A 21,869-nucleotide genomic window follows, 5' to 3' on the forward strand; every position below is an offset into this window, starting at 1 on the left:
AGTGTTCTCTCATAAATTGTGAGAGTCAACTCTCAGATCTGGGTCTCCGTGGTTCCGGATCGCGGGCGGCCGGTTGTGGTTCGGGTGAATCGGCGGGCGAGGTGGGCGAAGGCTTCGGTCAGTTCGCCGGGGCCGACGACCTCGATGTCGGTGTCGTAGCGGGCGATGGCGGCGGCAAGGCCGGTCCAGGACCCGGACCCGAGGGTGAGCCGGCACCGGTCGGGGGTGATCGGCTCGACGAGGCCGTCGCGGATGTAGAGGGCCACGGTGGCGGCCGGCAGGTCGAGCAGCACGGTGCCCTGGCAGGGCCAGTTCCCCGAGGCGTCGCCGGAGCCGCGGGAGCGGATCGACGGGGCGATCGGCGACTGATGGCGGGTTCAGGCTTCCAGTGCGGCTTTGACCAGGGCGAGGGCGGTGTCGGTGGGGATGCCGAGGGCGCGGATGGTCGCGGCGTATGCGGTGGCGGCGTTCTGGGCGCGTCGGGAGGTGCCGGTGGCGCGGGCGGTGACGACGGTGCCGGCCCGTCCGCGGGTTTCGACGAGGCCGGCTTGTTCGAGTTCCTTGTAGGCGCGGGCGACGGTGTTGGCGGCCAGGCCGAGGTCGGTGGCGAGTTGGCGGACCGGGGGCAGTTTGGTGCCGGCGGCCAGGGTGCCGTCGGCGGCGAGGGTGGCGATGCGCAGCCGGACCTGCTCGTAGGGCGGGGTCGGCGCGTCGTGGTCGATCGGGATGTGCATCAGACCAGTGTGGGTGGTGTGTTGCCGGCGGCGACGATGGCCCGCCGGACGGGGACGAGGGCGAGCAGGGTGCCGCCGATGAGGAAGAAGACGACGAGGCTGACGATGCCGAGGCGGTAGCTGTTGGTGAGCTGGAAGATCAGGCCGAACAGCAGGGGGCCGAGCCAGCTGGTGCCTTTGTCGCTGATCTCGTAGAAGCCGTAGTACTCGCCTTCGCGGCCTTCGGGGATGAGCTGGGAGAACAGGCTGCGGGAGAGGGCTTGGCTGCCGCCGAGGACCAGGCCGATGCCGGCGCCGAGGATCATGAACGGTACGGGTTGGCCGGCGGGTAGCCAGAACGCGGCGACGACGACGAGCAGCCACAGGGCGAGGCTGATCAGGATGGTGTTGCGGGCGCCGAGTCTGGTGGCGAGGGCGCCGAGGAGCAGGGCGCCGCCGAAGGCGAGGAACTGCACGATGAGGATCGTGATGATCAGGGTGGATTGTTCGAGTTCGAGTTCTTCGGTGCCGAACTGGCTGGCGAGGGTGATGACGGTCTGGATGCCGTCGTTGTAGATCAGGTAGGCGCCGAGGAACGCGAGGGTCAGCGGGTAGGCGCGCATGTGCCTGATCGTGTGGCCGAGTTGCCGGAAGCCGTCGGTGAGGACGTTGCCGCGTTGCTCGGTGCTCTGCGCGCCGGGACGATCTTTCAACCAGAGCAGCGGTACGAGCGTGAACGCGGCCCACCACACGCCGGCGGAGACGATCGACCAGCGGGCGACGTCCAGCGTGCGTTGTGGGTTGCCTTCTTCGCTGAGCAGGGTGACGGCGACGAGGTTGAGGGCGAGCAGCAGTCCGCCGCCGAGGTAGCCGATGGCCCAGCCGCGGCTGGAGACGCGGTCGCGCTGGTCGGGTTCGGCGAGTTGGGGCAGGAACGAGTTGTAGACGACTATGGCGGCGCCGAACGCGATGTTGGCGACGAGGAAGAGGATGCCGCCGAGCAGGTAGCGCTGGCCGGTGACGAAGCCCATGCCGGCGGTGGCGGCCGCGCCGAGGAACGCGGCCCCGGCGAGCAGGGGTTTCTTGCGTGGGGCGCGGTCGGTGACGGCGCCCATGACGGGCAGGACGAAGACGGTGAGGAACACCGACAGCGACACCAGGTACGGGTAGTAGCTGCCGGCGGCCACGGTGATGCCGAGGGGGTGCACGACGCCGTTGCACTCGTCGCCGCCCAGTGGGCAGCCGGCGGCCTGTTCGGTGACGCTGGTCAGGAACGGGCCGAGGAAGACGGTGATGACGGTGCTCTGGAACGCCGAGTTGGCCCAGTCGTAGAGGTACCAGCCTCGGCGTTCCCGCTTACCGGCGGTGGCGGGGGTCGGCGGGGTGCCGGTGACGGCCATCGTGTGCGCTCCAGTGGTGTCGGTCGGTGCGCGCACATGATGCCATCCGGGGGCCGTTCACGGGAGACCTGGATCACTGTTCATCGGGTGTCCACCAGCGGGCCAGGGCGGCGACGGCGGGGTCGTCGGAGGTGGTCAGGACGGTCCAGGGGTCGGCGCCGTCGGGGACTTCGATGCCGGCGTAGGCGGCCAGCTCGTGGGGGTCGACGGGGTCGCTGGTGGGGGTGTAGGCGTCGGGGGTGCCGAGGGTGGAGGCGTCGACCCAGGGGAAGCCGTCGACGGGTTCGGGCAGGTCGCCGACTTCCAGGTGCGGGGGGAAGTCGTCGACGACGGGCAGTGCCTCGTGCGCCTCGGGCAGATCCGCGATGTCGGTCTCGTGGTCGGCGGCGGGGGCCTCGTGGTGGTCCCAGTCGTCGTGCCGGTCGAGCTCGGGTGTGTGGATCTCGTGGGTGTCGGGCAGGTCGTGGCTGTCCGCGAAGTCCGGAAGTCCGTGGTCGTCGTCGTGGTGGTCGAAGCTGCCCCAGTGGTCGCTCATCTCTGCCTCTCGTCGTCGATCGGCGCCGGGGTCAGGGCACGTGCCCGCAACAAGGCCTCGTCGGCCTGCCGTACCCGTACGCGTACTGTGTCCAGCTCCTGTTGTGCCGCGGCGCGTCTTCTGGCGCGGCCGTTGGCGTCTTCGGCGGCGGCCGCGTCGATCTCGGCGATCTGCGCGTCCAGGTCTTTCAGTCGTCGTTCGGCGCCTTCGTCGAGGGCGACGGACAGGGCGTACTGCAGGTCGGTGAAGCGGACGCTGACCTCGTCGGCGAGGGCGGCGCGGGCTTCGCCGAGCACGTCGCGCAGCCAGGTGCGGGCGTGCTGCCGGTCGGCGTGCACGCGCCGGCGGTAGAGCACGTAGCCGCCGGCGGCCAGGCCCAGTCCGATTCCGGCGACCGGGATCAGCAGTCCGCCGGCCGCGCCGAGCACGGAGATGCCGAGGGCGGCGCCGCGCCCGGCCATGAAGGCGATACCGCCGGCGGACAGGGCGATCAGCAGGTTGTCGCCGGAGCCGTCGCGGGGCGGGGTGGCGGCCAGGGTGTGCCGCAGGGTGGCGTTGACCTTGCCGAGGACGGTGGCGCGTTCGTCGTCGTCGAACGCGGCGTCGAGGACCTGCGTGGCGACCTGGGAGAACGTGGTCTCGAGTCGTTCGGAGAGTTCGGCGGCGACGGCTTGCAGCTGCAGGTCGACGTCGTCGGGCAGTTTCGTGAGGTCGTGGCCGCGCATCTTCTCGATGCCGGTGGACAGCTCCTGCTGGATCTCGGCGATGCGGCTGCGCAGCGCGCCGACGGTTTCGACGCGGGCGCGCTGGACCTCGGCGTTGAGCAGCAGCGACCATTGCCGGCTCTCGGTGCGTTTGCGGTTGGCCACGGCGGCCCGGTCGGCGCGCAGCTGGGCCTGGCGGGCCGGGTCGGCGGTGGCGGCCTGCAGTTTCGCGTCGGCGTGGGCTTCGAGGCGGCCCAGTTCGCCGCGGGCGGCGCGCAGCACGTTGGCCAGTTGCAGCTGGTGGCCGCGGCCGGCGAGTTCGATGAGGGCGTGTTGCAGGCCGGGGATCCTGGAGGCGTCGGCGAGGGCGGTCTGGCGGGTGCTGTCGGCGGCCAGGGCCATCTCGGCCAGGCGGGCCGAGACCGGGTACCAGGGGGCGGTGGCGAAGCGGGGGGCGTGGGCCTGCAGCAGGGCGCGGTTGTCGTCGGCGATGCGCCGCCACTGCGGGAACGCGTCGATCTTGGTGAGGGCGAAGACGACGGCGTCGACGCGTTCGGCGGCCTGGGCCAGGAATTCCAGTTCGGGTTTCGACAGGGGCGCGGACGCGTCGGCGACGAACAGCAGCGCCGAGGCGCGCCGGACGGCGTCGAGGGCGACGGTGGCGTGGACCGGGTCGAGCCCGCCGGCGCCGGGTGTGTCGAGCAGGGTCAGGTACTGCAGCAGCGGTGCGGGGTGGGTGACCTCGATGCGGCGGGCGCGGCGTTTACCGGCGGCCCAGTCGGCGAGGTCGTCGACGTCGACGGGTTCGCCGCCCTCGGGCAGCCATGCCCGGGCGGTGAACGTGTCGCCGGGCACGAAGCTCAGGTAGGCGGCGGTGGTGACGGCGGCGTCGACCGGGGACAGGCCGGGAACGCCGAGCAGGGCGTTGACCAGGGAGCTCTTGCCGCGTTTGGTTTCGCCGACGACGACCACGCCGGGCCGGGTCAGCTGGGTGCGGCGCAGGTCGGCCAGGTCGGCGGCGGCGTCCATGTCGGCGGTGCGCAGGTAGGCGAGGGCGTCGCGGACGGCGGCGTCCATCAGCGGGGTCAGATCGCGCATCGGGTGCGCACCTCCTGGGCCAGGAGCTGGAAGCCGCGGTGGGCGATGTGGGCGATGCGGGCCTGGGCCGGGCCGGCGCTGTCGACGGCGTAGGCGCGCCACCGGCCGGCCGCGGCGATCAGGTCCTTCTCGCCGGCGCCGGGGGAGCCGAGGATGAAGCCGGGGTCGTCGCTGGTGGCCAGGCGGATCAGTTCGGCCTCGCGGTCGGCGGGCAGCCGGACGGTGCCGGTGGCGGCGCGCTGGGCGGCGTCGAGCAGCCGCAGCCGGTGGTAGGCGGGGTCGCGCAGCACGTCCTCCAGGGCGTCGCGGACGGTGGTGCGCAGTCGTGCGTCGCCGGTGTGCCCGGCGATGCGCTCCAGGCGGGTCAGGGCCCAGCCGGCTTTGATGGCGTCGGCGCGCCAGCCGAACGAGCGGTCCAGGGTCTGCTGCAGGCGGGGCAGGCCGGACGCGGTGAGCAGGCGGCGTTCGAGTTCGCCGGTGCCCAGGCGCGGGTCGGCGGCCAGCTGGGCGCAGGCGAAGCCGATGCCGTACAGGTCGAGGCGGCCCAGCAGCCGTTCGCGGCGCTCGGGTGCGGCGGGGGCGGGCAGGGTGCGGAACAGGTCGACGGAGGCCAGCAGCAGGTGCAGGTCGTCGGCGGGCAGGGCGGCGAGCTGGGCCAGGGCGTCGCGGTCGGCGCCGGTGAGGCGTCCGGCGCCGGCGGTCTCGGCGAGCAGCCCGACGAGGGGGACGACATCGCCGACGGTACGGGCGAGCAGCCCGGCCTGCTGCTGGGCCAGGGGCACGGCGGTCGGCCAGGGGTCGTCGGCGCCGCCGGTGAGGGTGTCGACCTTGGCCAGGACGCCGAGGGCGTTGATCGGGCTGGTCGACAGGCGGGCGGAGGCGTGGTGGAAGGCGTCGAGGGCGCGCAGGTCGTCGGCGCGCACGGCCTGGGTGAAGACGTAGATGACGGCTTCGGCGGCGGCGACCTCGCCGGCGGACGCGTCGTCGATGTGCTCGTCGAAGGGGGCGTCGCCGACGACCTGGGCGGCGCGGTCGGCCGACGCGGTGTCGGTCGAGGACAGCCCGGGGGTGTCCACGACCGTCAGTGTCCGCAATCGGTCATTGGTGAGCGTCACATCGACGTACGCGATCCGGGAGGCGGGCACGCCGAGGCGGGCGGGAACCATGCCGTCGTCGTCGAGAGGCAGGCTGCGCCGCTGGTCATCGTGGGTGACGACGTCGACGCGGTCGGCCGGGCCGTACCGGAAACGGGTGACGACCCTAGTGCACTCGCCGGCGGCGGTCGGGGCGACACGCCTGCCGATGAGAGCGTTTACTAGTGTCGACTTTCCGGCTTTCAGGCGACCGGCGATAGCGACCCGTAACGGTTCGTGGAGACGGTTGCCGATCTGTCGTACCTGGCCACCAGCATCGGAGTCGAAATTCGTGACGATCTCGTGACACAGTGTAGCCAACCGTCGGCTGAGCGGTCCGGTCACCGTGACTCGTCAGCGAAGCACACTGTCAGCGACAATGTGCAGAAGGCGGCAGTCGGTGTCACGGAACGGGGACCTCTCTCGCGCGGTAAGCGGGTTCGCAGCACAGACTACGGATGCCGGTACCGCCTCGGGGATCCCGTGTTCGTGCCAGAGAAGGAGGACCACTAGTGGCGGACGAGCCTTACCTGGCCGCATCCTCCACTCTGCGTCACGGCCCGGCCCTCGTCGTGCTCACCGGCCCGCCCGGCTGCGGCCGCAGCACCCTGCTGCAGCGCATCGCCGCCGCGGTCCCCGGGCCCGTGCACGCCGGTGGAGGCCTGGCCATGCTCGCCGGAGTCCCCGCCCTGGCCCTGTCCCGCGCCGTGCGGGCCCGGCTGCCCGGCGACGACGTGCACCTGCTGGCCGAGGCGGTCCGGTCCCGGGTCCGCGGCGGGCTGCTCGTGCTCGACGACGTGCAGCACTGCGACCCGGTCACCGTCGCCGCCGTGGCGCACCTGGCCCGCACCTGCCGGGTCCTGATCGCCGTGCGCACCCCGCACCGTATCCCCGACGACCTGCACCAGGCGCTGCGCGCGGCCGCCACCGCGTGGCTGCCCGTGCCCGCCCTCACCGGCGACGAAGCCCTCACCCTGGCCCGGCGCACCGCCGCCCGGCTGGAGGAGTCCGCGCTGAGCGCGGTCGTCGCCCGCGCCGGCGGCAACCCCCTCGCGATCATCGGCCTGGCCCGGCAGGCCGCCGCGGGCAAGGCCCCGGCCGGCCCGGACATCGACCAGATGGCGTACGCGATAGCGACCGCCCTGGCCGACCTGCCGCGCCCCGCCCGGACCGCCCTGGCCGCGCTCGGCCTGCTCGGCCGGCCCGCCCCGGCCGCGCTGCTCGGTCCCGGCGCCGCCGACCTGCAGGCCGCCGGACTGGTCGACACCGAACCCGGCGGTGCGCTGTACCCGGTGTCGGCGTACGTCGCCGAGACCGCCGCCGGCCTGCTCGACACCGCCGCCCGCGCCGAGATGCACCAGCGGCTGGCCGAACTGACCCCACCGGCCGAAGCCGCCCGGCACCTGGCCGCCGCCGGCGACGACGCCGCGGCGTACCGGCAGGCCCTGATCGCCGCCGACCAGGCCACCGGCGGGGAACGCGCCGCCCTGCTGCTGTTCGCGTGCGGCCTGAGCACCCCCGTCGACCTGCGGGTGCGCCTGGCCGCCGCCGACGCCCTGCTGGTCGCCGGCCGGGCTGCTGACGCCGCCGCCGTGCTCGCCGCGGCCGGGGCCCGCCCGACCGGCGCGGCCGCACCCCTGGCCCTGGAGGTCGCCGTCCTGCACGGCGAGGCGCTGCTGCAGGCCGGGGACCCGCAGGCCGCGGTCCGCGCCGTCGACGGGGTCCCGGACACCGCCGCGGTCGCGGTCGTCGCCGCCCGCGACCGGGTGCTGCTGCTGGCCGCCCTGGACACCGCACCGATGTCGGCGCTGGACCTGGCCGACAAGGTCGCCGCCCGGCACCCCGACCCGCTGCCCGGGGTCGCCGCGGCCGTCGCCGCCGTCCGCGCCGAGCACCGGGTGCCCGGCTGGGACACCGACCTGACCGCGGCCGCCGACCCCGCCGGGGACCCACTGATCAGCCGCTGGAGTGCGTGGCTGCTCGTCGAGCACCTCGCCGCCGACGGGCGCCTCACCGAATCCGCGGCGGCCGCCCGCACCGCCGCCGACGCCGCGGGACAGGCCCTGGCCTACGGGTGGCAGACCCGGTTCCTGGCCGCCGCCGACTGGGCCCTGGCCCTGCACGGCCCGGCCGCCGACCCGGACACCCTCGTCCGGCAGGCCGCGAACCTGACCGACCTCACCCTGCCCGACCAGGCCCGGGCGTACGCGACCGCGGCCACCGCCCTGATCGAAGCCGACACCGGGCTGCTCGCCGCCGCCCGCGCCCGGCTCAAGAACGCGCCCCGGCACCCGGCCGCGGACTGGGTGGCCCGCGAAGCCGCCTGGCTCGACGGGCAACCCGAACGCGGCGAGAGCGTCGACGGCGGGGACGGGCTGCTCGCCGGCTTGCACGCGATCACCGGCCGCTGGGCCGCCCACGACCTGGGCGTACGGGAGAATGCGCCGATTCCGACCGGGTTGCCCGGCCCGGCCCGGCGCACCTTGACCGCGTGGGCCGTCGGCAACGGCTTCGGGGCCGCCGCCGACAGCTGGGAACCGGTCGCCCTGCGCGAACAGATCCGCTGCCTGATCGCGGCCGGCCTGACCGACCCCGACCGGGACCGGGCCGTGGCCGCGCTGCTGCGCGCCGAGGAACTGGCCGACGCGGCCGGGCTGACCGTGCTCGCCGGCCGGGCCCGGCGCGGCCTGCGCACCCACCGCGTGCACCGCGACGTGCGCGGCCGCCGTTCCCAGGGCGGGCTCACCCAGCGCGAACAGGACGTGCTGCGCCTGGTCGCGGCCGGGGAACCGACCCGCCGCATCGCCGGTCAGCTGGGCATCTCCACCGAGACCGTCGACACCCACATCCGGGCGAGCATGCGCAAACTGGGTGCCCGCACCCGCACCGAAGCCGCCGCCCTGGCCTTCGCGACTCTCGAGACCAGCGACAACAGCGAGGATGGCCGGTGAACACACAGCTCGACGCACCACGCCACGTAGTTGCCACTGCCGCCGACGCCGAGACCGTACTACGCCGCCTGGCCCGCGAGGGCTGGACGGCCCGGCCCGGGTTCGCCCTGCCCGACCCCGCCTGGGACGTCGCCGGCGCCCACCTCGTCCTGCACGGGCGCATCGGTGACGACGACACCGACACCGTGCGCCTGGCCGTGCTCGCCGCTGCCCGCGGCGCCGGCGTCGTCGCGGTCTGCGACGCCGAATCCCCGGCCGGGCGGGCCCTGATCGACGACCTCGGCCGGATCGGGCAGGTCCACCGCGGCGTCGACGGCGCCGACCCCGTCGAACGCCTCATCCCCGAACAGCGGGCCCTGCTGGACCGCCTCGCGGCCGGTGACACGATCGCGGCGGCTGCCGCCGCGGAATTCCTTTCCCTGCGTACGGCCAATCGCCGCATCGCCGAGGCCCGCGCCCTGTTCGGGGTCCGCACCACCCGCGAAGCCGTCCTGGCCTACCTGCGCCAGCGCCAGCCCGACTAGGCGGTCGTCAGATGCGGGTACCGCTCGCGCAGATACTGCTGCTGGCGGGGGAAGAGCGCGGCCAGCCCGTCCAGGCGGCACGGCAACGCGGCGACGACCGGCGGCGGCTCATTCAGGTGCACCGGCTCACCGGTGTCGTAGTAGCCGTCGTACTCCTCACCGGTCAACTCCCGTAGCGCCCGCAGCGGCGCCCACCGGAACCGTTCGGTCAGCAGCACACTGACGTTCACCCGGCCCGCCGCGACCCCCTGCACCGCCGGATGCCCGGCGAGCACGTCCGGGTCCTCGAGCGCCCGGGAATACCAGTCCCGGCCCAGCCCGATCAGCCCGGCACTGAAATCACCGAGGGAATCGTCGCCGCACCCGTGATGGATCAGGAAAGCGGCCAGGAACAGATCCTGCCGGTGCACCCGCCGCTGCAACGCCCGGAAGTAGTCACCGAACCGGGCCACCTGCGCCGGCGGCAACGCCACCAGCCGGCGCACCAGAGCCGTCTCCAGGGACCGGTCGAGGGTGTCCCACGCCGGGCCGGCGTCGTCCCGCGCCGCCTCGATGATCTCCCAGCAGCGTTGCTCGTCCATCACGCGCCCCTCCCCGCCTCACAGTTGCCCTGGCCCCCAGAATCGGAACGCCGGCACCGCCGTTGAGGAAATCGCCGTCCCACCCTGCGGTCGGAGGCGCACCAGGGCCAGGTCCCACGGGCCGGGCCCGTCCTGCCAGACGGTGACGAGCTCACCGACCGGCAGCGGGTTCTCCTGCGGATCGTCGTCGACGGCGAGACGGTGGCACGTGGTCGGGGACGTGGTGGGGCGCAGCGCGGCCGGCGCGGGACGGGTGCTCAGGACGTACGGGAAACCGGGGTTGATCTTTCAGGAGTGGCTGATCAGGCGATCGGTGACGGTCAGGGGAGGGACGTTGTCGGCGGCTGCCCGGTGCAGGATCGCGCGCAGGGTGTCGCCGATGCCGTGCAGGCGGGCGCCGACCTGGGCGGGGGTCTCGTGCAGCAGTTCGACGGCGGTCGCGTGGATCAGGCCGCCGGCACTGACGACCACGTCCGGCGCCCACAGGATGCCGCGATCGTGCAGCAGGGCGGCGGTGGCGGGTTCGTCGAGCTGGTTGTTGGCCGGCCCGGCGATCGCCGCGCAGCGCAGCGCGGGCACCGCGGCGGGAGTGAGCAGGCCGCCGAGCGCGGCCGGGATCAGCACGTCGACGTCGGCGCTCAGACACTGCTGCGGGCTGGTCCAGGTGGCGCCGTGCCGGGCAGCGAGGTCACGGCGGTCGGCGACATCCGCGGCGATCAGGTGGGCCTTTTCGGTCTGCAGCAGACGCAGGACGTGACCGCCGACGCGGCCCAGGCCGAGGATCGCGAAGCGGCGCCCGGCCAGCTGCGGGGAGCCGAAGCGCTGGTCGCAGACGGCGCGCAGGGCGGCGATGACGCCGGCGGCGGTGTGCTCGCTGGAGTCGCCGCTGCCACCGGCCGCGGCGGGGCGGCAGAAGACGTGAGTGGTGCGTTCGGCGATGACGGCCATGTCGTCGGGGCCGGTGCCGACGTCCGGGCCGGTCGCGTACTGCCCGCCGAGGGACGCGATCGTGTCGCCGACGTCGAGCAGCACGTCGCGGCGGTCGAACGGCTGCCCGGCGGGCAGGGCGACGACGGTCTTGCCGCCGCCCAGGGGCAGCCCGGCGAGGATGGTCTTGCCGGTCATCGCGGTGGACAGGCGCAGGGCGTCGGTGACGGCGTCACGCCAGTGCGGGTAGGGCTTGAGGCGGCAGCCGCCGGCGGCCGGGCCGCGGGCGGTCGAGTGGACGGCGACGGTGATCGGCAGCCCGGATCGCGGGCCCCGGCGGGTGATGACAAGTTCGTGCTCCATGAGGCCGAACGTAGCCATACGTTCGGCCGATGATCACCTGTTCCGAACGTCGTTCGGGAATTCGGCGATAATGCCGGTCGTGGACGAACTTGATTCGGTGATCGTGGCCCACCTGCAGACGGATGCACGCCAGACCAACCGGGAACTGGCCCGCCGGGTCGGGATCGCGCCGTCGACGTGCCTGGAACGGGTCCGGTCGCTGCGCGAGCGGGGGGTCATCAGCGGCTTTCACGCCGAGGTCGACCTCGGTGCGCTGCACCGCGGCGTGCAGGCGCTGTTGCACGTGCAGATCAGGCCGCTGTCGCGCAGTGTCATCGACCGTTTCAAGGCCTACGCGATGGGTCTGCCCGAGGTCTTGTCGGTGTTCGTGGTCGCCGGTGGCGACGATTTCCTAGTGCATGTGGCGGTGCCCAGCGTCGACGCGCTGCACGGATTCCTGATGGACAAATTCAGCGGACGCCGCGAGATCGTAGGTTTCCGCAGCTCAGTGATCTACGAGCACTCCCGTAAGCCGGTGATCGAACCCCTCGACCCGTGATTGGCACTGGCGCAAATCGGTTTGTGATGGAAACCTATTGGCATGACTGCTGATTTTGTTCCGGCCGGCGGGGACCCCCACCGGCTGCTCTCCGAGGTGCGCACGCTGACCCGCCGGGTGCGCGCCGACCAGCGGGTGACCTGGGTCGCGCTGCTGGTCCTGGCGGTGGCCACATTCGTCGCGATCCCGATCGACTGGTTCGGCATGCGGGTCGACTGCGTCGCCGACGGGGCGTGCAAGTTCAACCGGCTCGGATCGATGTTCTTCTGGCCACCGGCGCTGCTGCTGTCGTACGCGGTGATCGCCGCGGCCTACGTACGGATCGCCCGCTCGCGGGGAGTGGACGCGCGAGTGCTGCCCTACGCGATCACCGGCGCCGCGCTGACCTGCGTGTTCACCGCCTCCTGGGTGTGGGCGCGCATCTACTTCGCCAGCCACCCGCCGACGCCGGACACGGCGCCGGCCGCCGACTGGGTCCTGCTGCTGGACCGCCTCGTCGCCCCGGCCGGCACGATCGGCGTCGCGCTGCTGGTCCTGGCACGGCTGGAACGCAACCTGGCCCTGCTCGCGTTCACCCTGGCCTACCTGGCGATCGTGCTGATCCCGGTCACGTTCGGCTGGCAGATGCACACCAGCGTGCAGGCCTCGTTCGTGCCCGAGCAGGTCATCAGCGGCGTCGTGCTGGCCCTGGGCGCGGCCGGCTTCGCCCTGGCCCGGCGGCGGCAGCGGTGACCGCCGACGCCGTGCATCCGGTGACCGGCCTCGACGACGTCGTGCACCAGCGGGTCCGCCTCGGGATCCTCACGATCGCGCACGAGGCGCGGCGGGTCGAGTTCGGATACCTGCGCACCCAGCTGCAGCTGACGGCGGGCAACCTGTCGCAGCACCTCGGGGTTCTGGAAACCGCGGGCCTGGTGGCGGTGGAGAAAGGCTACGAAGGCAAACGGGGGCGCACGTGGGTGACGCTCACGGCGGCGGGGACGACGGCGCTGGCCGAGGAGATCGGGCGGTTGAAGCAGCTGATCGCCCGCGTCACCCTCGACGACCTGCTCTGAGCCCGGTCGGCGGTGAGCGCCGGTCAGGCGGGCCGCATACGATGAGGGCGACGGTACCGACGAGCAGATCGCCGCGGCGCTCACCGTGCCGCGGGCGCCGAACCGGGGACGTACGCCGATGAACGTCTACGCCATGACCACCGCCAACCGGCTGCTGATCGCCGACGTGCTCGACGGTCTCGACGACGCGCAGTGGCGAACACCGACGCTGTGCGCGGGGTGGACCGTGCGGGAGATGGCGGCCCACCTCGTACAGCCGATGCTCGTCGGTTTCGGGAAGTTCTTCCTCGTGGCGGTGCGCCATCGCGGGGACACGGCGCGGTGATCCGGGGGAGCGCGGAGGCCCTCGCGATGGCGGTCACCGGCCGCGACGTGGTGCTGCCCGAACTGACCGGCCCGGGAACCACCCGCCTTTTGTCCTAGGACGTCGGCGTAAGGTGGGCGGGTGGTGATCATCCGGGGTGAGACGGCTGCTGACATCGCCGACTCGGTGCGGGTGCTGGTGCAGCGCGGCGACCTGCCCCCCGGGGCGACCCTGCCGGCGATCCGGGCGCTCGCCGCCGACCTGGGTGTCAACCGCAACACGGTCGCCGCCGCCTACGCGCTGCTGGCCGCGGCCGGGGTCGTCGACGCGCGCGGCCGGGCCGGCACCACCGTGCGCGGCCTGCCCGAGGTCGGCGGCGAGGGACAGACCAGTGCGGCGACCACCGCGGTCAACCTGGCGTCGGGCAACCCCGACCCGGCCCTGCTGCCGGACTGGGCGCAGGCGCTCACCGGCTACACCCCGGTGCTGTACGGCGCGGACCCGATGGACCCGCGGCTGCGGGACTGGGCGCTGCAGAACCTGCCGGCCGGGCCCGGACCCGGCCGGGTCGCGGTGACCGGTGGGGCCGTGGACGCGGTGGAACGGCTGCTCGCCGCCCACCTGGTGCGCGGGGACGCGGTCGCCGCCGAGGACCCCGGGTTCTTCGTCTCGGTCGGGACGCTGCGCGTCGGCGGCTACCGGACGGTGGGCCTGGACGTCGACGCCCACGGGGTCACCCCGGACTCGCTGCGCGCGGCGCTGGCCGCCGGGGTCCGGGCGGTGGTGATCACCTCCCGGGCGCAGAACCCGACCGGGGCCGGCCTGGACGCTGAACGGGCCGGGCTGCTGCGCGACGCACTGGCGGCGTACCCGGATGTCCTCGTGGTCGAGGACGATCACTTCTCCGCGATCGCGGAGTCCGGCTTCCACTCGGTGATCGCGCCGGGCACGACGCGGTGGGCGATCGTCCGGTCGGTGTCGAAGTTCCTCGGCCCGGACCTGCGGGTGGCCGTGCTGCGCGCGGACGCCGGCACCATCGCCCGCCTCGAGACGCGGCTCGGGCGCCCCTCCTGGGTCAGTCACCTGCTGCAGCACGTCGTCGCCGGGCTGCTGACCTCACCGGACACCGCGGTCCGGCTGGCCGAGGCGCGCGAGGTGTACCGGCAGCGGCGTGACCTGCTGGCCGAGGCGCTGGCCGGGCGCGGGATCGCGGTGTTCCCCGCCGGTGACGGCCTCAACCTGTGGATCCCGGTCGCCGTGCCGGAGCAGCAGGTGGTGGACGGCCTGGCCCGAGCCGGCTACGCGGTCCGGGCCGGCTCCGCGTTCACCGGCAGCGCCTCAGCCGGAGCGGTCCGGGTCACCACTGCCACGATCACCGCGCGGCAGGCGACCGGCGTGGCCGGCGCACTGCACGCCCTGACCACGACACCGGCCGGTCCGGGACGGGCCGCCCACGGCTGAGGACAGCGCCTCAGGACGGACGGCCCGGGGCGCGGGCAGTGACGCAGTACGCCCGGCCGGCCGGGTCGCGCAGCGTCGTCCAGTCACCCGGCCGCCGGCGCACGACGGTGGCACCCAGCGCCTCGTGCCGCGCCACCTCCGCCGGCACGTCGTCGCAGGCCAGATCGACGTGCACGCCGGGCGGGCCGTCGTCGAGGCGTTGCAGCAGCAGCCGCATCGGGATCGGCGCCGGGGGCAGCAGCCGCTGGAACTCGTCGCAGTCCGGCATCGGCTCGTGGTGCCAGCCGGTCGCCGCCCGCCAGAACGCGACCTCGGTCTCGTAGCCGCCGGCGGGGATGTCGAGGCTCAACTGGTCGGCCAGGCTCGCCTGACCGCCGGGCCAGGTCGCCGCGGCCGGCGCGGTCTGCTCGTCACGCCACGGGACCAGGCAGAACGCGATCCCGGCGGGCGAGTGCAGCACCACGATCTCGTCGTCGCGCAACACTTCGGACGCGCCGAGGGCGTGGAACCGCGGCGCGGCCGTGAACGGGTCGCTCACGTGCAGGTCCAGGTGCCCGCGGGCCGGGCCGTCGCCGACGACCTGCACCCGCAGCATCGCATCACCGGCCGGTGGTTGCAGCGTGGCGAACGTGCCGTCACCACGGCGCACCGACAGCCGGGTGCCGGTCACCGCCGGCCAGAACTGTTCGGCCACACTCGCGCCGGCGGGCGGCGTGTCCAGGAAACCGGTCACCCAGCGCACCGTCACGGGACGAGGACCACCTTTCCGCGGTTCTGGCGGGCCTCGACGATCTCGTGGGCCCGGGCCGCCTGCTCCAGGGGCAGTTCGGCGTGGATGGTGGGGGTCAGCTGCCACACCTGCTCGCCGTGCTCGGCGTATCGGTCACGGTGGTTGCGGGCGAAGTGCGCCATCGCGAAACCGGTGATCGTCTTCGCGCCGGACAGCAGGTCGAACGCGGGAACGGTCCCACCGCCGCTGGCGAAGAAGATCAGCCGGCCGCCGGGGCGGGCCGCGGCCAGCGCGCGGGGCAGCACGTCACCGCCGGCACCGTCGAGGACCACGTCGACCGGCTCGGCCGGGGACAGGTCGTCGTAGTCGAGGACCTCGTCGGCTCCCAGGCCGTACAGGAAATCGGCTTTGATCTTCGAGGCGACCGCGACCACCCGCCCGGCGCCGCGCCGGCGAGCGGCCTGGACCAGCAGATGACCGACGCCGCTGGCGGCGGCCGTGACCAGCACCGACTCGCCCGGCTGGACCGCGGCCGCGTCCAGCACCCCGAGCGCGACGTGCCCGGAACGCACCAGCGCCACCGCGTGCACGAACGACGCGCCGGCCGGGAGGCGCGACGCCATGACCGCCGGGGCGGTGACCACACCGGCGTAGGAACCACCGAACGGCAACGCCGCGACGCGCTCGCCGACGGCCCAACCGGTGACGCCGGGACCGACATCGATCACCTCACCGGCGACCTCGCCACCAGGCACGGCCGGGAACGGGCCGGTGGTCTCGCGGACACGGCGCACCGCGGGACGGGTCACCCCGATCGCCGCAGCCCGGATCAGCAGCTCACCCTCGCCCGGGACCGGCGGCTGCCCGTCCTCGGCACGCAACACTTCGGGACCGCCGGCGCTGTGGTAACGGATCACTCGCATGCCCGTCACCCTACGACGACCGGGAAACCATTTTGGTACGCCAGCCGCCGGTCCGCCCCCGCGGCCAACTCGTCCCCGGTACGCAGGGTCCGCCGATCGCCCGGGTCAGCAGTTCCGGCGCCGTCACGAACCCCCCTCGGCCAGCCTCGACAACCGGCGCGCGAAGTTGCGGTAGGCAACGGCGTACCCGTCCGCACGCCCGGCCAACCGTGCCACTTCGGCCCGGACCACGCCCAGCGCCCGGTCGGTGTCACCGTCGGCGAGCGCGACCGCCGGCACCAGGAACTGCCTGGTCTCGGCCGGGGCCAGCGTCTCGATCTGCCGGACCAGGGCCGGCCACTGCGCCCACCGGTCGATGAACGGCTGGCCCTGCACGACGACCGCCTCGGTCAACTCCTGCACCCCGGCGCTCAGGTCGGCGCCGGCCGGGAACTTCCAGCGCCGGCCCAGCGGCAGCCGCACACACGCCACCGGCTCGCCCCAGCCGGCCGCGGTCACCAGGATCCGCTCGACCGGCTCGTGCCGCACCCCGACCACCGGATCCGCCACGACCAGCGCATCCGTGCCGGTCAGCCGCAGGTCGAGGCAACCGAACCGCGGCTGCAGCAGGATCCCGTGCCGGCGCCGGGTGTACCCGCAACAGGCCAGCGCTCGCGCGCAGGCGTCCGTGACCCGTTTGTGCACCGGACATTCATAGCATCCACAAAGGACTCAGGGTGGCATTTTGCGATAGCTTCGTCACGGACAGTTTCGTCATCGTCGATACGGGGAGCACACGAACGTGGGCGATCACCTGGACACCTCCACGGTCCACCCGGCCCGCCGCTACAACTACTGGCTCGGCGGGAAAGATCATTTCGCGGCCGACCGGGAATCCGGCGACCAGATCGAGAAAGCGCACCCGACGATCCGGCTCACCGCCCGGGAGAACCGCGCGTTCCTGCAACGCGCCGTGCACCACCTGGCCGCCGACGCCGGCATCGACCAGTTCCTCGACATCGGCACCGGCCTGCCCACCGCCGACAACACCCACGAGGTCGCGCAACGCGCCGACCCGGCCGCCCGCGTCGTCTACGTCGACAACGACCCCATGGTCATGACCCACGCCCGCGCGCTGCTCGCCGGCACCGACGCCGGACGCACCTGCTACATCGAGGCCGACCTGCGCGAACCCGCCACCATCCTGAACCACCCGCAACTGCGCGACACCCTCGACCTGAGCCGGCCCGTCGGGCTGACCCTCGTCGCCGTCCTGCACTTCATTCCCGGCACCGGGCAGGCCCGCGACATCGTCGCCGCACTTCTCGACGCGCTCGCACCCGGCAGCTACCTGACCCTCACCCACGGGACGATCGACTTCGCCAGCGAGCAGGAGAAGGCGTACGCCCGGGAAGTGATCGGCAAAGGACTCGCGGACGTGTTCCCGCGCACACGCGACGAGATCGCCTCGTTCTTCGGCGACCTCGACCTGGTCGAGCCGGGGATCGTGCCGGTGTCCGAATGGCGCCCGCAAGGTACGGGGCCGCTGCCGACGGCGCACGACGTGGCCATCTACGGCGGGGTCGGGCGCCGCTGACAGTTGTCCACACCAGCAGGTTGTCCACAGGGGCCGGGCGCGAGCTTGCGGTTTCCGGGACAATGGACGTGGGGCCGCCCCCTGGGAGGGCGGGGGCTGCTCGCGGGTCAGGCGATCAACGCGGCGCCCTCCAGCACCAGCGGCGCCCACCGCGGCGCCCCGGCCGTGCCGTGCTTCGGGTCGACACCCACGAACCGGCCACCCGGGCACCGCGTCACCGTGTGCCGCGCCTGCCAGTCGACGCTCGTGCGCGCCCGGATCCGCTCCTCGCACGCCCACTCCCGCGCCTCGAACCGCACCACCGTCGAATGCCCGTGCACCTGCGAGAACGGCAACGACCGCACCCCGCTCAACCACGACGGGTACAGCTGCGACGCGGCCTCGGCCCACAACGGCCCGTCGAAACCCCACAACAACGGCTCCGGCCGGGTGTTCAACAGGTCCGCCGCCGTACCCGCCGTCACCGGTTCACCCAACTGTCGCCACACGTCCACGGTCAGCCCGGCATGCACCAACAGCAACTCCTCACCGTCAGCGGTGCGCACCGCCGCGGCGACCCGCAACCACTCCCGCAACCACCAGCCCCGCAACAGCGCGGCATCGGCGTCGGACAACGGCTGCGGCCAGAACCTCGGCCCACCCAGATACTGCGCCTCATGATTACCGATCAGCTGCACCCAGCGCCCGGCCCGCAAACGCTGCTCGACCAGGCGCAACACCCCCGGGGAGTCCGGGCCACGGTCCACCAGGTCCCCGACCTGCACCACCGTCGTGCCCGGATCCTCGGCCAGCGGCAGCACCACCCGTTCCAGCTGCTCGGCACAGCCCCCGACATCACCGACGACCACGATCCGTCCCATGCCGGCGAACCTAGCGCCGCGACACCACCACCGCGATCCCCGCCGCGGCGAACTGTTGCCGCAGCAGCGCCATCTCCGCCTCGGCCCCGGTCAGCCCCTGCCGCAGTACGTCGTGAAGCGCCCGCATCGGTACCCCGCGCCACCGCACCACCCGCAGCACCGCGGCCCGGTCCCCGCCGGGGAACCGCACACCGAACGTGCCGCACTGCTGGCTCCGTACGCGCAAATCGGGTTTAAGGTTTTGACCTTGAAACCCGGAGACAGCCGCACCAAGCCTCAAGCTCATGACCGGTCACTCAGGATTGCGGCTGGTCATAGGAACGGATCCCAGGGCAGCAGTCCGGCCCGGACAGCATCCTCGGCCGGCGAAGCTCTCGATCGCCGCGCGAAAAGAACAGGAGCCGGTGCAACCGGACGGGCGGCTTGTTTGTCCTCTCTGAGACAAGCGTTGACGACGGGGAGGGCGATTTGGATGCCGAGGACTCGGTGCGGCAGGCGTACGAGGCCTACTACCAGCGGCTGGTGACACAGACCGCCGGTCTCGCCGGTGACCTGGCCGAGGCGGAGGACGCCGTGCACGAGGTGTTCGCCCGGGTGCTGGCGTCGCCGGCTTCCTTCCTGCGCGCCGACGACGCCGAACGGTGGTTGCGGGTCGCGGCGCTCAACGTGGCCAGGACCCGATACCGGCGGCGGTGGCTGTTCGACCGGCTGGTCCGTTCCGGCCGGATCGACATCACAGCGGCGGCAGTGCCCGGGGTATCCGGGGACCGGGTGGCGCTGCTCGCCGCGTTGCGCCGGCTCGCGCCGCCGACCAGGGAAGTCGTGGTGATGCACCATTTGGCCGACCTGCCGGTGACCGAGGTCGCCGCCACCCTCGACATACCGGTGGGCACCGTCAAGGCCCGGCTGGCCCGGGGCCGCGCCGCCCTCGCCCGATTCCTCTCCGACGACGAACCCGCCGACGAACCCGCTCTGGTCACCGAGGAGGTACGCCATGCTTGAGTCCCAGTTCGGCAGACTGCGCTCCGAGGTCGCTGACGCGGTGCGCCAGCCCGACTTCAGCACCGTACGCAGCCGGGCCGGCCAGGTCCGCCGTCGCCGCGCCCGCACCTCGGCGGCGTCGATCCTCGCCGTCGTGCTCGGTGTCACCGGTGCCGGGTTCGCCGTGCAAACCGTCCCGACCGACCGCGGCCTGGCCGATACGGCGCCGGCGCCGGCGCCGACCGAGAGTCCCGGCGGCGAGTGGTTCCCGTCGACCCAGGTCACGAACGCGGGAACAACCCTCTACCGCGTCTTCGAACGCTGCCGGGACTGCGACTCGGAGCTGTGGGCGTCGTCGGACAGCGGCCGATCCTGGCAGCGCCGCCCCTCACCCCCGGCCCCCGGCGACGTCACCGGCCCTCGCACGGCCACCCTGCTGGCACTGGCCCCCGGGCTGCTCGTCTGGCGTGATCAGCACAACCTCACCACGGCCGAGGTCCAGGCGATGGTCTCGGGAAACCCGTCCGGCCGCAACAGCCCGGCGGACCGGCCATGGATCACCCGAGACGGTGGCATGACCTGGCAGCAGGCCACCGTCGACACCCGGCCGGCGACCGCGGTCCCGGACGGCGTGCAACCGGTCGACTGCGCCCTGTTCGAGGTGACAACCTGCCGCATCGGTGCGATCGACCCGGTCACCGGCCGGTTCGCCCCGCTGGCCGCGCAGCCCACCGGCATCATCGTCCAGGAACGGTGGCGGTGGACCGATGTGATCAACGTGCCGCTCGACGGGCGACTGTGGGTGCCGGGACTGGACCCGGTCTCGCACAAGCCGGCGATCGCGACCAGCGCCGACTCCGGCCGCACCTGGCACACCCATGTCTTCACCGGCGCCGCCACCGTCGAACTCGAGACCGACGGCACCGCCGGGACGTACTACCTGCCGAAGATCGCCGCAAGCTCCGGCGCAACGGCCTACGTCCTGACCTACCGGGCCGACGGCATCGTCGACGCGCACTACACCGCCGACGGCGGGTTGACCTGGCGTGACGAAGCCACGATCCGTGACTACCTCGGGTCGACAGGATTCGTCACCGCTGACGGATCCCACATCCTCCCCGTGGGCACCGGACTCGTCGCCGGACACGGCAACGGCGCATACACGCCGGTGGAACTGCCCGGATACCCCGGGGACGGGCAAACCCCACAGGTCGCCTCCCGCCACGCCGCTGTGCCGTACCTGGTGAACTCCGACGCCGGCCCGTACCTCTCCGACGACGGCCGCACCTGGCGGCTGATCCGCCTTCCCTAGCCCGGCCAGGGCTCCTCACCACCATCACACCCCGACGGGCCGGCCCTCAGGCCACGCCCGCAGTCGGCGTGCGCCCACAGGAGCAGACCTCATGACCGTCACCGCCCGCCAACACCCCCGCGCCGACCACCGGATTCCCGGACTCGACGGGCTCCGCGGCCTGGCCGCACTGTACGTCCTGGTGCATCACTGCTGGCTGCTGTCCTTCCGCGGCTATCCGGCCAATACCGGCCCGGCCTGGCTCGGATGGCTGGTCCACGGCCGGCTCGCGGTCGTCGTGTTCATCACCCTGTCGGGTTTCTCCCTGGCCATCTCGCCGGCCCGCAGCGGGTGGCGACTCGACGGCATACTCCGCTACGCCCGGCGACGCGCCCGCCGAGTCCTGCCGGCCTACTGGGCCGCCCTGGTCATCAGCGCCCTGATCGCGACCATCGTGCCGTCCCTGCCGCTCAGCGCAGCACCCACCCTGCACTCGATGGTCGTCTACGGCCTGCTGCTGCAGGACGCCGTCGCCGCGCCCGCTCCCAACGGCGCGTTCTGGTCGATCGCCGTGGAAGCCGGCCTCTACCTGGCGTTCCCGCTGATGATCCTGGCCCGTCGGCGAGCCGGAGCAACGGCGACACTCGCCTCGGTCGCCCTGCCCGTCGTGGTCGCCGGCCTGCTCTGCCCGGGACTGTCCACCAGGTCGAGGGCGACCGGCTACACCCTCGAACTGGCACCGCTGTTCACCCTGGGCATGGTGGCCGGTGGGATCGTCGCCGCCGGAGAGCGGATCCGGCGCCTGCCCTGGCTCACCCTGGCCGGGCTCGCCGCCGCGCCGGTGCTGACGCTGATCACCGTGCGAGGCTCGACCTGGACAGTCACCCACTACTACTGGGTGGACCTCGCGGCAGGGCCGGCGATCGCGCTGCTCCTCGTATCCCTGGCCGTCCGCCCCGTACCACTACTCGATCGGGCGCCGATCCAAGCCGTCGGCAAGTCCTCCTACAGCCTGTATTTGATCCACATGCCGATCGTCGCCCTGATCAGCACCTTGATCGTGGCACCCGGCGGCGGATCACACCTGACCGTCTTCGCCATCACCGTGGCTCTGACGACTCCCGTGTGCCTGACGACAGCCCGACTGTTCGCGGCCGTCTTCGAAATCCCGTTCACCGACCTGCGGAGGTAACGAAGCGCTCGATCAGCGCTACGTCGTCG

24 protein-coding genes are annotated in these 21,869 nt (G+C 73.0%); 11 read left to right on the forward strand and 13 right to left on the reverse strand.

Annotated elements, in window-relative coordinates; all coding sequences use genetic code 11:
• Positions 1–32: 32 nt before the first annotated feature.
• The 6 genes from ACH442_RS21760 to ACH442_RS21785 all read right to left on the reverse strand — a co-directional run bounded on the left by ACH442_RS21760 (position 33) and on the right by ACH442_RS21785 (position 5,928).
• Positions 33–293, reverse strand: a complete 261-nt coding sequence (locus tag ACH442_RS21760) for a hypothetical protein (protein ID WP_396339887.1) — start codon at positions 291–293, stop codon at positions 33–35.
• An 84-nt stretch (positions 294–377) separates the two neighbouring features.
• Positions 378–734 (reverse strand): GntR family transcriptional regulator, encoded by a 357-nt coding sequence (locus ACH442_RS21765; protein ID WP_396339888.1) that lies wholly within the window; start codon positions 732–734, stop codon positions 378–380.
• Positions 734–2,113: an MFS transporter gene (locus ACH442_RS21770; protein ID WP_396340031.1), complete on the reverse strand. Its 1,380-nt coding sequence runs from the start codon at positions 2,111–2,113 to the stop codon at positions 734–736. The genes ACH442_RS21765 and ACH442_RS21770 overlap by 1 nt, the downstream gene beginning before the upstream one ends.
• A gap of 73 nt (positions 2,114–2,186) precedes the next feature.
• Positions 2,187–2,648 (reverse strand): hypothetical protein, encoded by a 462-nt coding sequence (locus ACH442_RS21775; RefSeq protein WP_396339889.1) that lies wholly within the window; start codon positions 2,646–2,648, stop codon positions 2,187–2,189.
• Positions 2,645–4,450, reverse strand: a complete 1,806-nt coding sequence (locus tag ACH442_RS21780) for a dynamin family protein (protein WP_396339890.1) — start codon at positions 4,448–4,450, stop codon at positions 2,645–2,647. The genes ACH442_RS21775 and ACH442_RS21780 overlap by 4 nt, the downstream gene beginning before the upstream one ends.
• Entirely contained in the window at positions 4,438–5,928 is a 1,491-nt protein-coding gene (locus ACH442_RS21785; RefSeq protein WP_396339891.1) for a dynamin family protein, read from the reverse strand. Before ACH442_RS21785 ends, ACH442_RS21780 begins: the two co-directional genes overlap by 13 nt.
• Positions 5,929–6,095: 167 nt before the next feature.
• Between ACH442_RS21785 and ACH442_RS21790 the strand changes: the two genes are divergently transcribed.
• Both ACH442_RS21790 and ACH442_RS21795 read left to right on the forward strand, forming a co-directional pair.
• A complete protein-coding gene (locus ACH442_RS21790) occupies positions 6,096–8,534 on the forward strand; it encodes a LuxR C-terminal-related transcriptional regulator (protein ID WP_396339892.1) in 2,439 nt (812 codons plus the stop codon).
• Positions 8,531–9,058 carry a LuxR family transcriptional regulator gene (locus ACH442_RS21795; RefSeq protein WP_396339893.1) on the forward strand — a complete coding sequence of 176 codons (528 nt, stop codon included), beginning with the start codon at positions 8,531–8,533 and terminating at the stop codon, positions 9,056–9,058. The genes ACH442_RS21790 and ACH442_RS21795 overlap by 4 nt, the downstream gene beginning before the upstream one ends.
• Here the strand turns inward: ACH442_RS21795 and ACH442_RS21800 are convergent.
• Both ACH442_RS21800 and ACH442_RS21805 read right to left on the reverse strand, forming a co-directional pair.
• Positions 9,055–9,639 carry a DUF4240 domain-containing protein gene (locus tag ACH442_RS21800; protein WP_396340032.1) on the reverse strand — a complete coding sequence of 195 codons (585 nt, stop codon included), beginning with the start codon at positions 9,637–9,639 and terminating at the stop codon, positions 9,055–9,057. The two genes, ACH442_RS21795 and ACH442_RS21800, sit on opposite strands and share 4 nt — an antisense overlap.
• A 288-nt stretch (positions 9,640–9,927) precedes the next feature.
• Positions 9,928–10,929, reverse strand: a complete 1,002-nt coding sequence (locus ACH442_RS21805; RefSeq protein WP_396339894.1) for a Glu/Leu/Phe/Val dehydrogenase dimerization domain-containing protein — start codon at positions 10,927–10,929, stop codon at positions 9,928–9,930.
• A 70-nt stretch (positions 10,930–10,999) separates the two neighbouring features.
• Between ACH442_RS21805 and ACH442_RS21810 the strand changes: the two genes are divergently transcribed.
• The 5 genes from ACH442_RS21810 (at position 11,000) to ACH442_RS21830 (ending at position 14,287) form a co-directional block, all read left to right on the forward strand.
• Positions 11,000–11,467, forward strand: a complete 468-nt coding sequence (locus ACH442_RS21810) for an Lrp/AsnC family transcriptional regulator (protein ID WP_396339895.1) — start codon at positions 11,000–11,002, stop codon at positions 11,465–11,467.
• 42 nt (positions 11,468–11,509) lie between these two features.
• Positions 11,510–12,199: a hypothetical protein gene (locus tag ACH442_RS21815; protein WP_396339896.1), complete on the forward strand. Its 690-nt coding sequence runs from the start codon at positions 11,510–11,512 to the stop codon at positions 12,197–12,199.
• Positions 12,196–12,522 carry a transcriptional regulator gene (locus ACH442_RS21820; protein ID WP_396339897.1) on the forward strand — a complete coding sequence of 109 codons (327 nt, stop codon included), beginning with the start codon at positions 12,196–12,198 and terminating at the stop codon, positions 12,520–12,522. The genes ACH442_RS21815 and ACH442_RS21820 overlap by 4 nt, the downstream gene beginning before the upstream one ends.
• 118 nt (positions 12,523–12,640) lie before the next feature.
• A complete protein-coding gene (locus tag ACH442_RS21825; RefSeq protein ID WP_396339898.1) occupies positions 12,641–12,847 on the forward strand; it encodes a maleylpyruvate isomerase N-terminal domain-containing protein in 207 nt (68 codons plus the stop codon).
• A 120-nt stretch (positions 12,848–12,967) separates the two neighbouring features.
• Positions 12,968–14,287: an aminotransferase class I/II-fold pyridoxal phosphate-dependent enzyme gene (locus tag ACH442_RS21830; protein ID WP_396339899.1), complete on the forward strand. Its 1,320-nt coding sequence runs from the start codon at positions 12,968–12,970 to the stop codon at positions 14,285–14,287.
• 10 nt (positions 14,288–14,297) lie between these two features.
• Here ACH442_RS21830 and ACH442_RS21835 read toward each other — a convergent pair whose 3' ends face one another.
• From ACH442_RS21835 to ACH442_RS21845, 3 genes are all read right to left on the reverse strand, one after another.
• Positions 14,298–15,035, reverse strand: coding sequence for a VOC family protein (locus tag ACH442_RS21835; protein ID WP_396339900.1), 738 nt, complete (start codon positions 15,033–15,035; stop codon positions 14,298–14,300).
• Positions 15,032–15,940 (reverse strand): zinc-binding alcohol dehydrogenase family protein, encoded by a 909-nt coding sequence (locus ACH442_RS21840; protein ID WP_396339901.1) that lies wholly within the window; start codon positions 15,938–15,940, stop codon positions 15,032–15,034. The genes ACH442_RS21835 and ACH442_RS21840 overlap by 4 nt, the downstream gene beginning before the upstream one ends.
• 123 nt (positions 15,941–16,063) lie before the next feature.
• Complete coding sequence (locus ACH442_RS21845) at positions 16,064–16,624, reverse strand: hypothetical protein (protein ID WP_396339902.1); 561 nt, start codon at positions 16,622–16,624, stop codon at positions 16,064–16,066.
• A gap of 97 nt (positions 16,625–16,721) precedes the next feature.
• Between ACH442_RS21845 and ACH442_RS21850 the strand changes: the two genes are divergently transcribed.
• Positions 16,722–17,516, forward strand: coding sequence for an SAM-dependent methyltransferase (locus tag ACH442_RS21850; protein WP_396339903.1), 795 nt, complete (start codon positions 16,722–16,724; stop codon positions 17,514–17,516).
• A 107-nt stretch (positions 17,517–17,623) separates the two neighbouring features.
• Here ACH442_RS21850 and ACH442_RS21855 read toward each other — a convergent pair whose 3' ends face one another.
• Both ACH442_RS21855 and ACH442_RS21860 read right to left on the reverse strand, forming a co-directional pair.
• The gene (locus ACH442_RS21855) at positions 17,624–18,376 is read right to left on the reverse strand and encodes a metallophosphoesterase (protein ID WP_396339904.1); all 753 of its coding nucleotides are present in this window, start codon (positions 18,374–18,376) and stop codon (positions 17,624–17,626) included.
• A 10-nt stretch (positions 18,377–18,386) separates the two neighbouring features.
• Complete coding sequence (locus ACH442_RS21860; protein WP_396339905.1) at positions 18,387–18,602, reverse strand: hypothetical protein; 216 nt, start codon at positions 18,600–18,602, stop codon at positions 18,387–18,389.
• A 242-nt stretch (positions 18,603–18,844) separates the two neighbouring features.
• Between ACH442_RS21860 and ACH442_RS21865 the strand changes: the two genes are divergently transcribed.
• From ACH442_RS21865 to ACH442_RS21875, 3 genes are all read left to right on the forward strand, one after another.
• Positions 18,845–19,378, forward strand: a complete 534-nt coding sequence (locus ACH442_RS21865; protein WP_396339906.1) for an RNA polymerase sigma factor — start codon at positions 18,845–18,847, stop codon at positions 19,376–19,378.
• On the forward strand, positions 19,371–20,669 hold the full coding sequence (locus ACH442_RS21870; protein ID WP_396339907.1) for a hypothetical protein: 1,299 nt from the start codon (positions 19,371–19,373) through the stop codon (positions 20,667–20,669). The genes ACH442_RS21865 and ACH442_RS21870 overlap by 8 nt, the downstream gene beginning before the upstream one ends.
• Before the next feature lie 91 nt (positions 20,670–20,760).
• The gene (locus tag ACH442_RS21875; RefSeq protein ID WP_396339908.1) at positions 20,761–21,840 is read left to right on the forward strand and encodes an acyltransferase family protein; all 1,080 of its coding nucleotides are present in this window, start codon (positions 20,761–20,763) and stop codon (positions 21,838–21,840) included.
• Positions 21,841–21,869 lie beyond the last annotated feature (29 nt).

This window comes from Actinoplanes sp. NPDC020271 (assembly GCF_044388125.1).
In the GTDB taxonomy this organism is placed as follows: Bacteria; Actinomycetota; Actinomycetes; order Mycobacteriales; family Micromonosporaceae; genus Actinoplanes.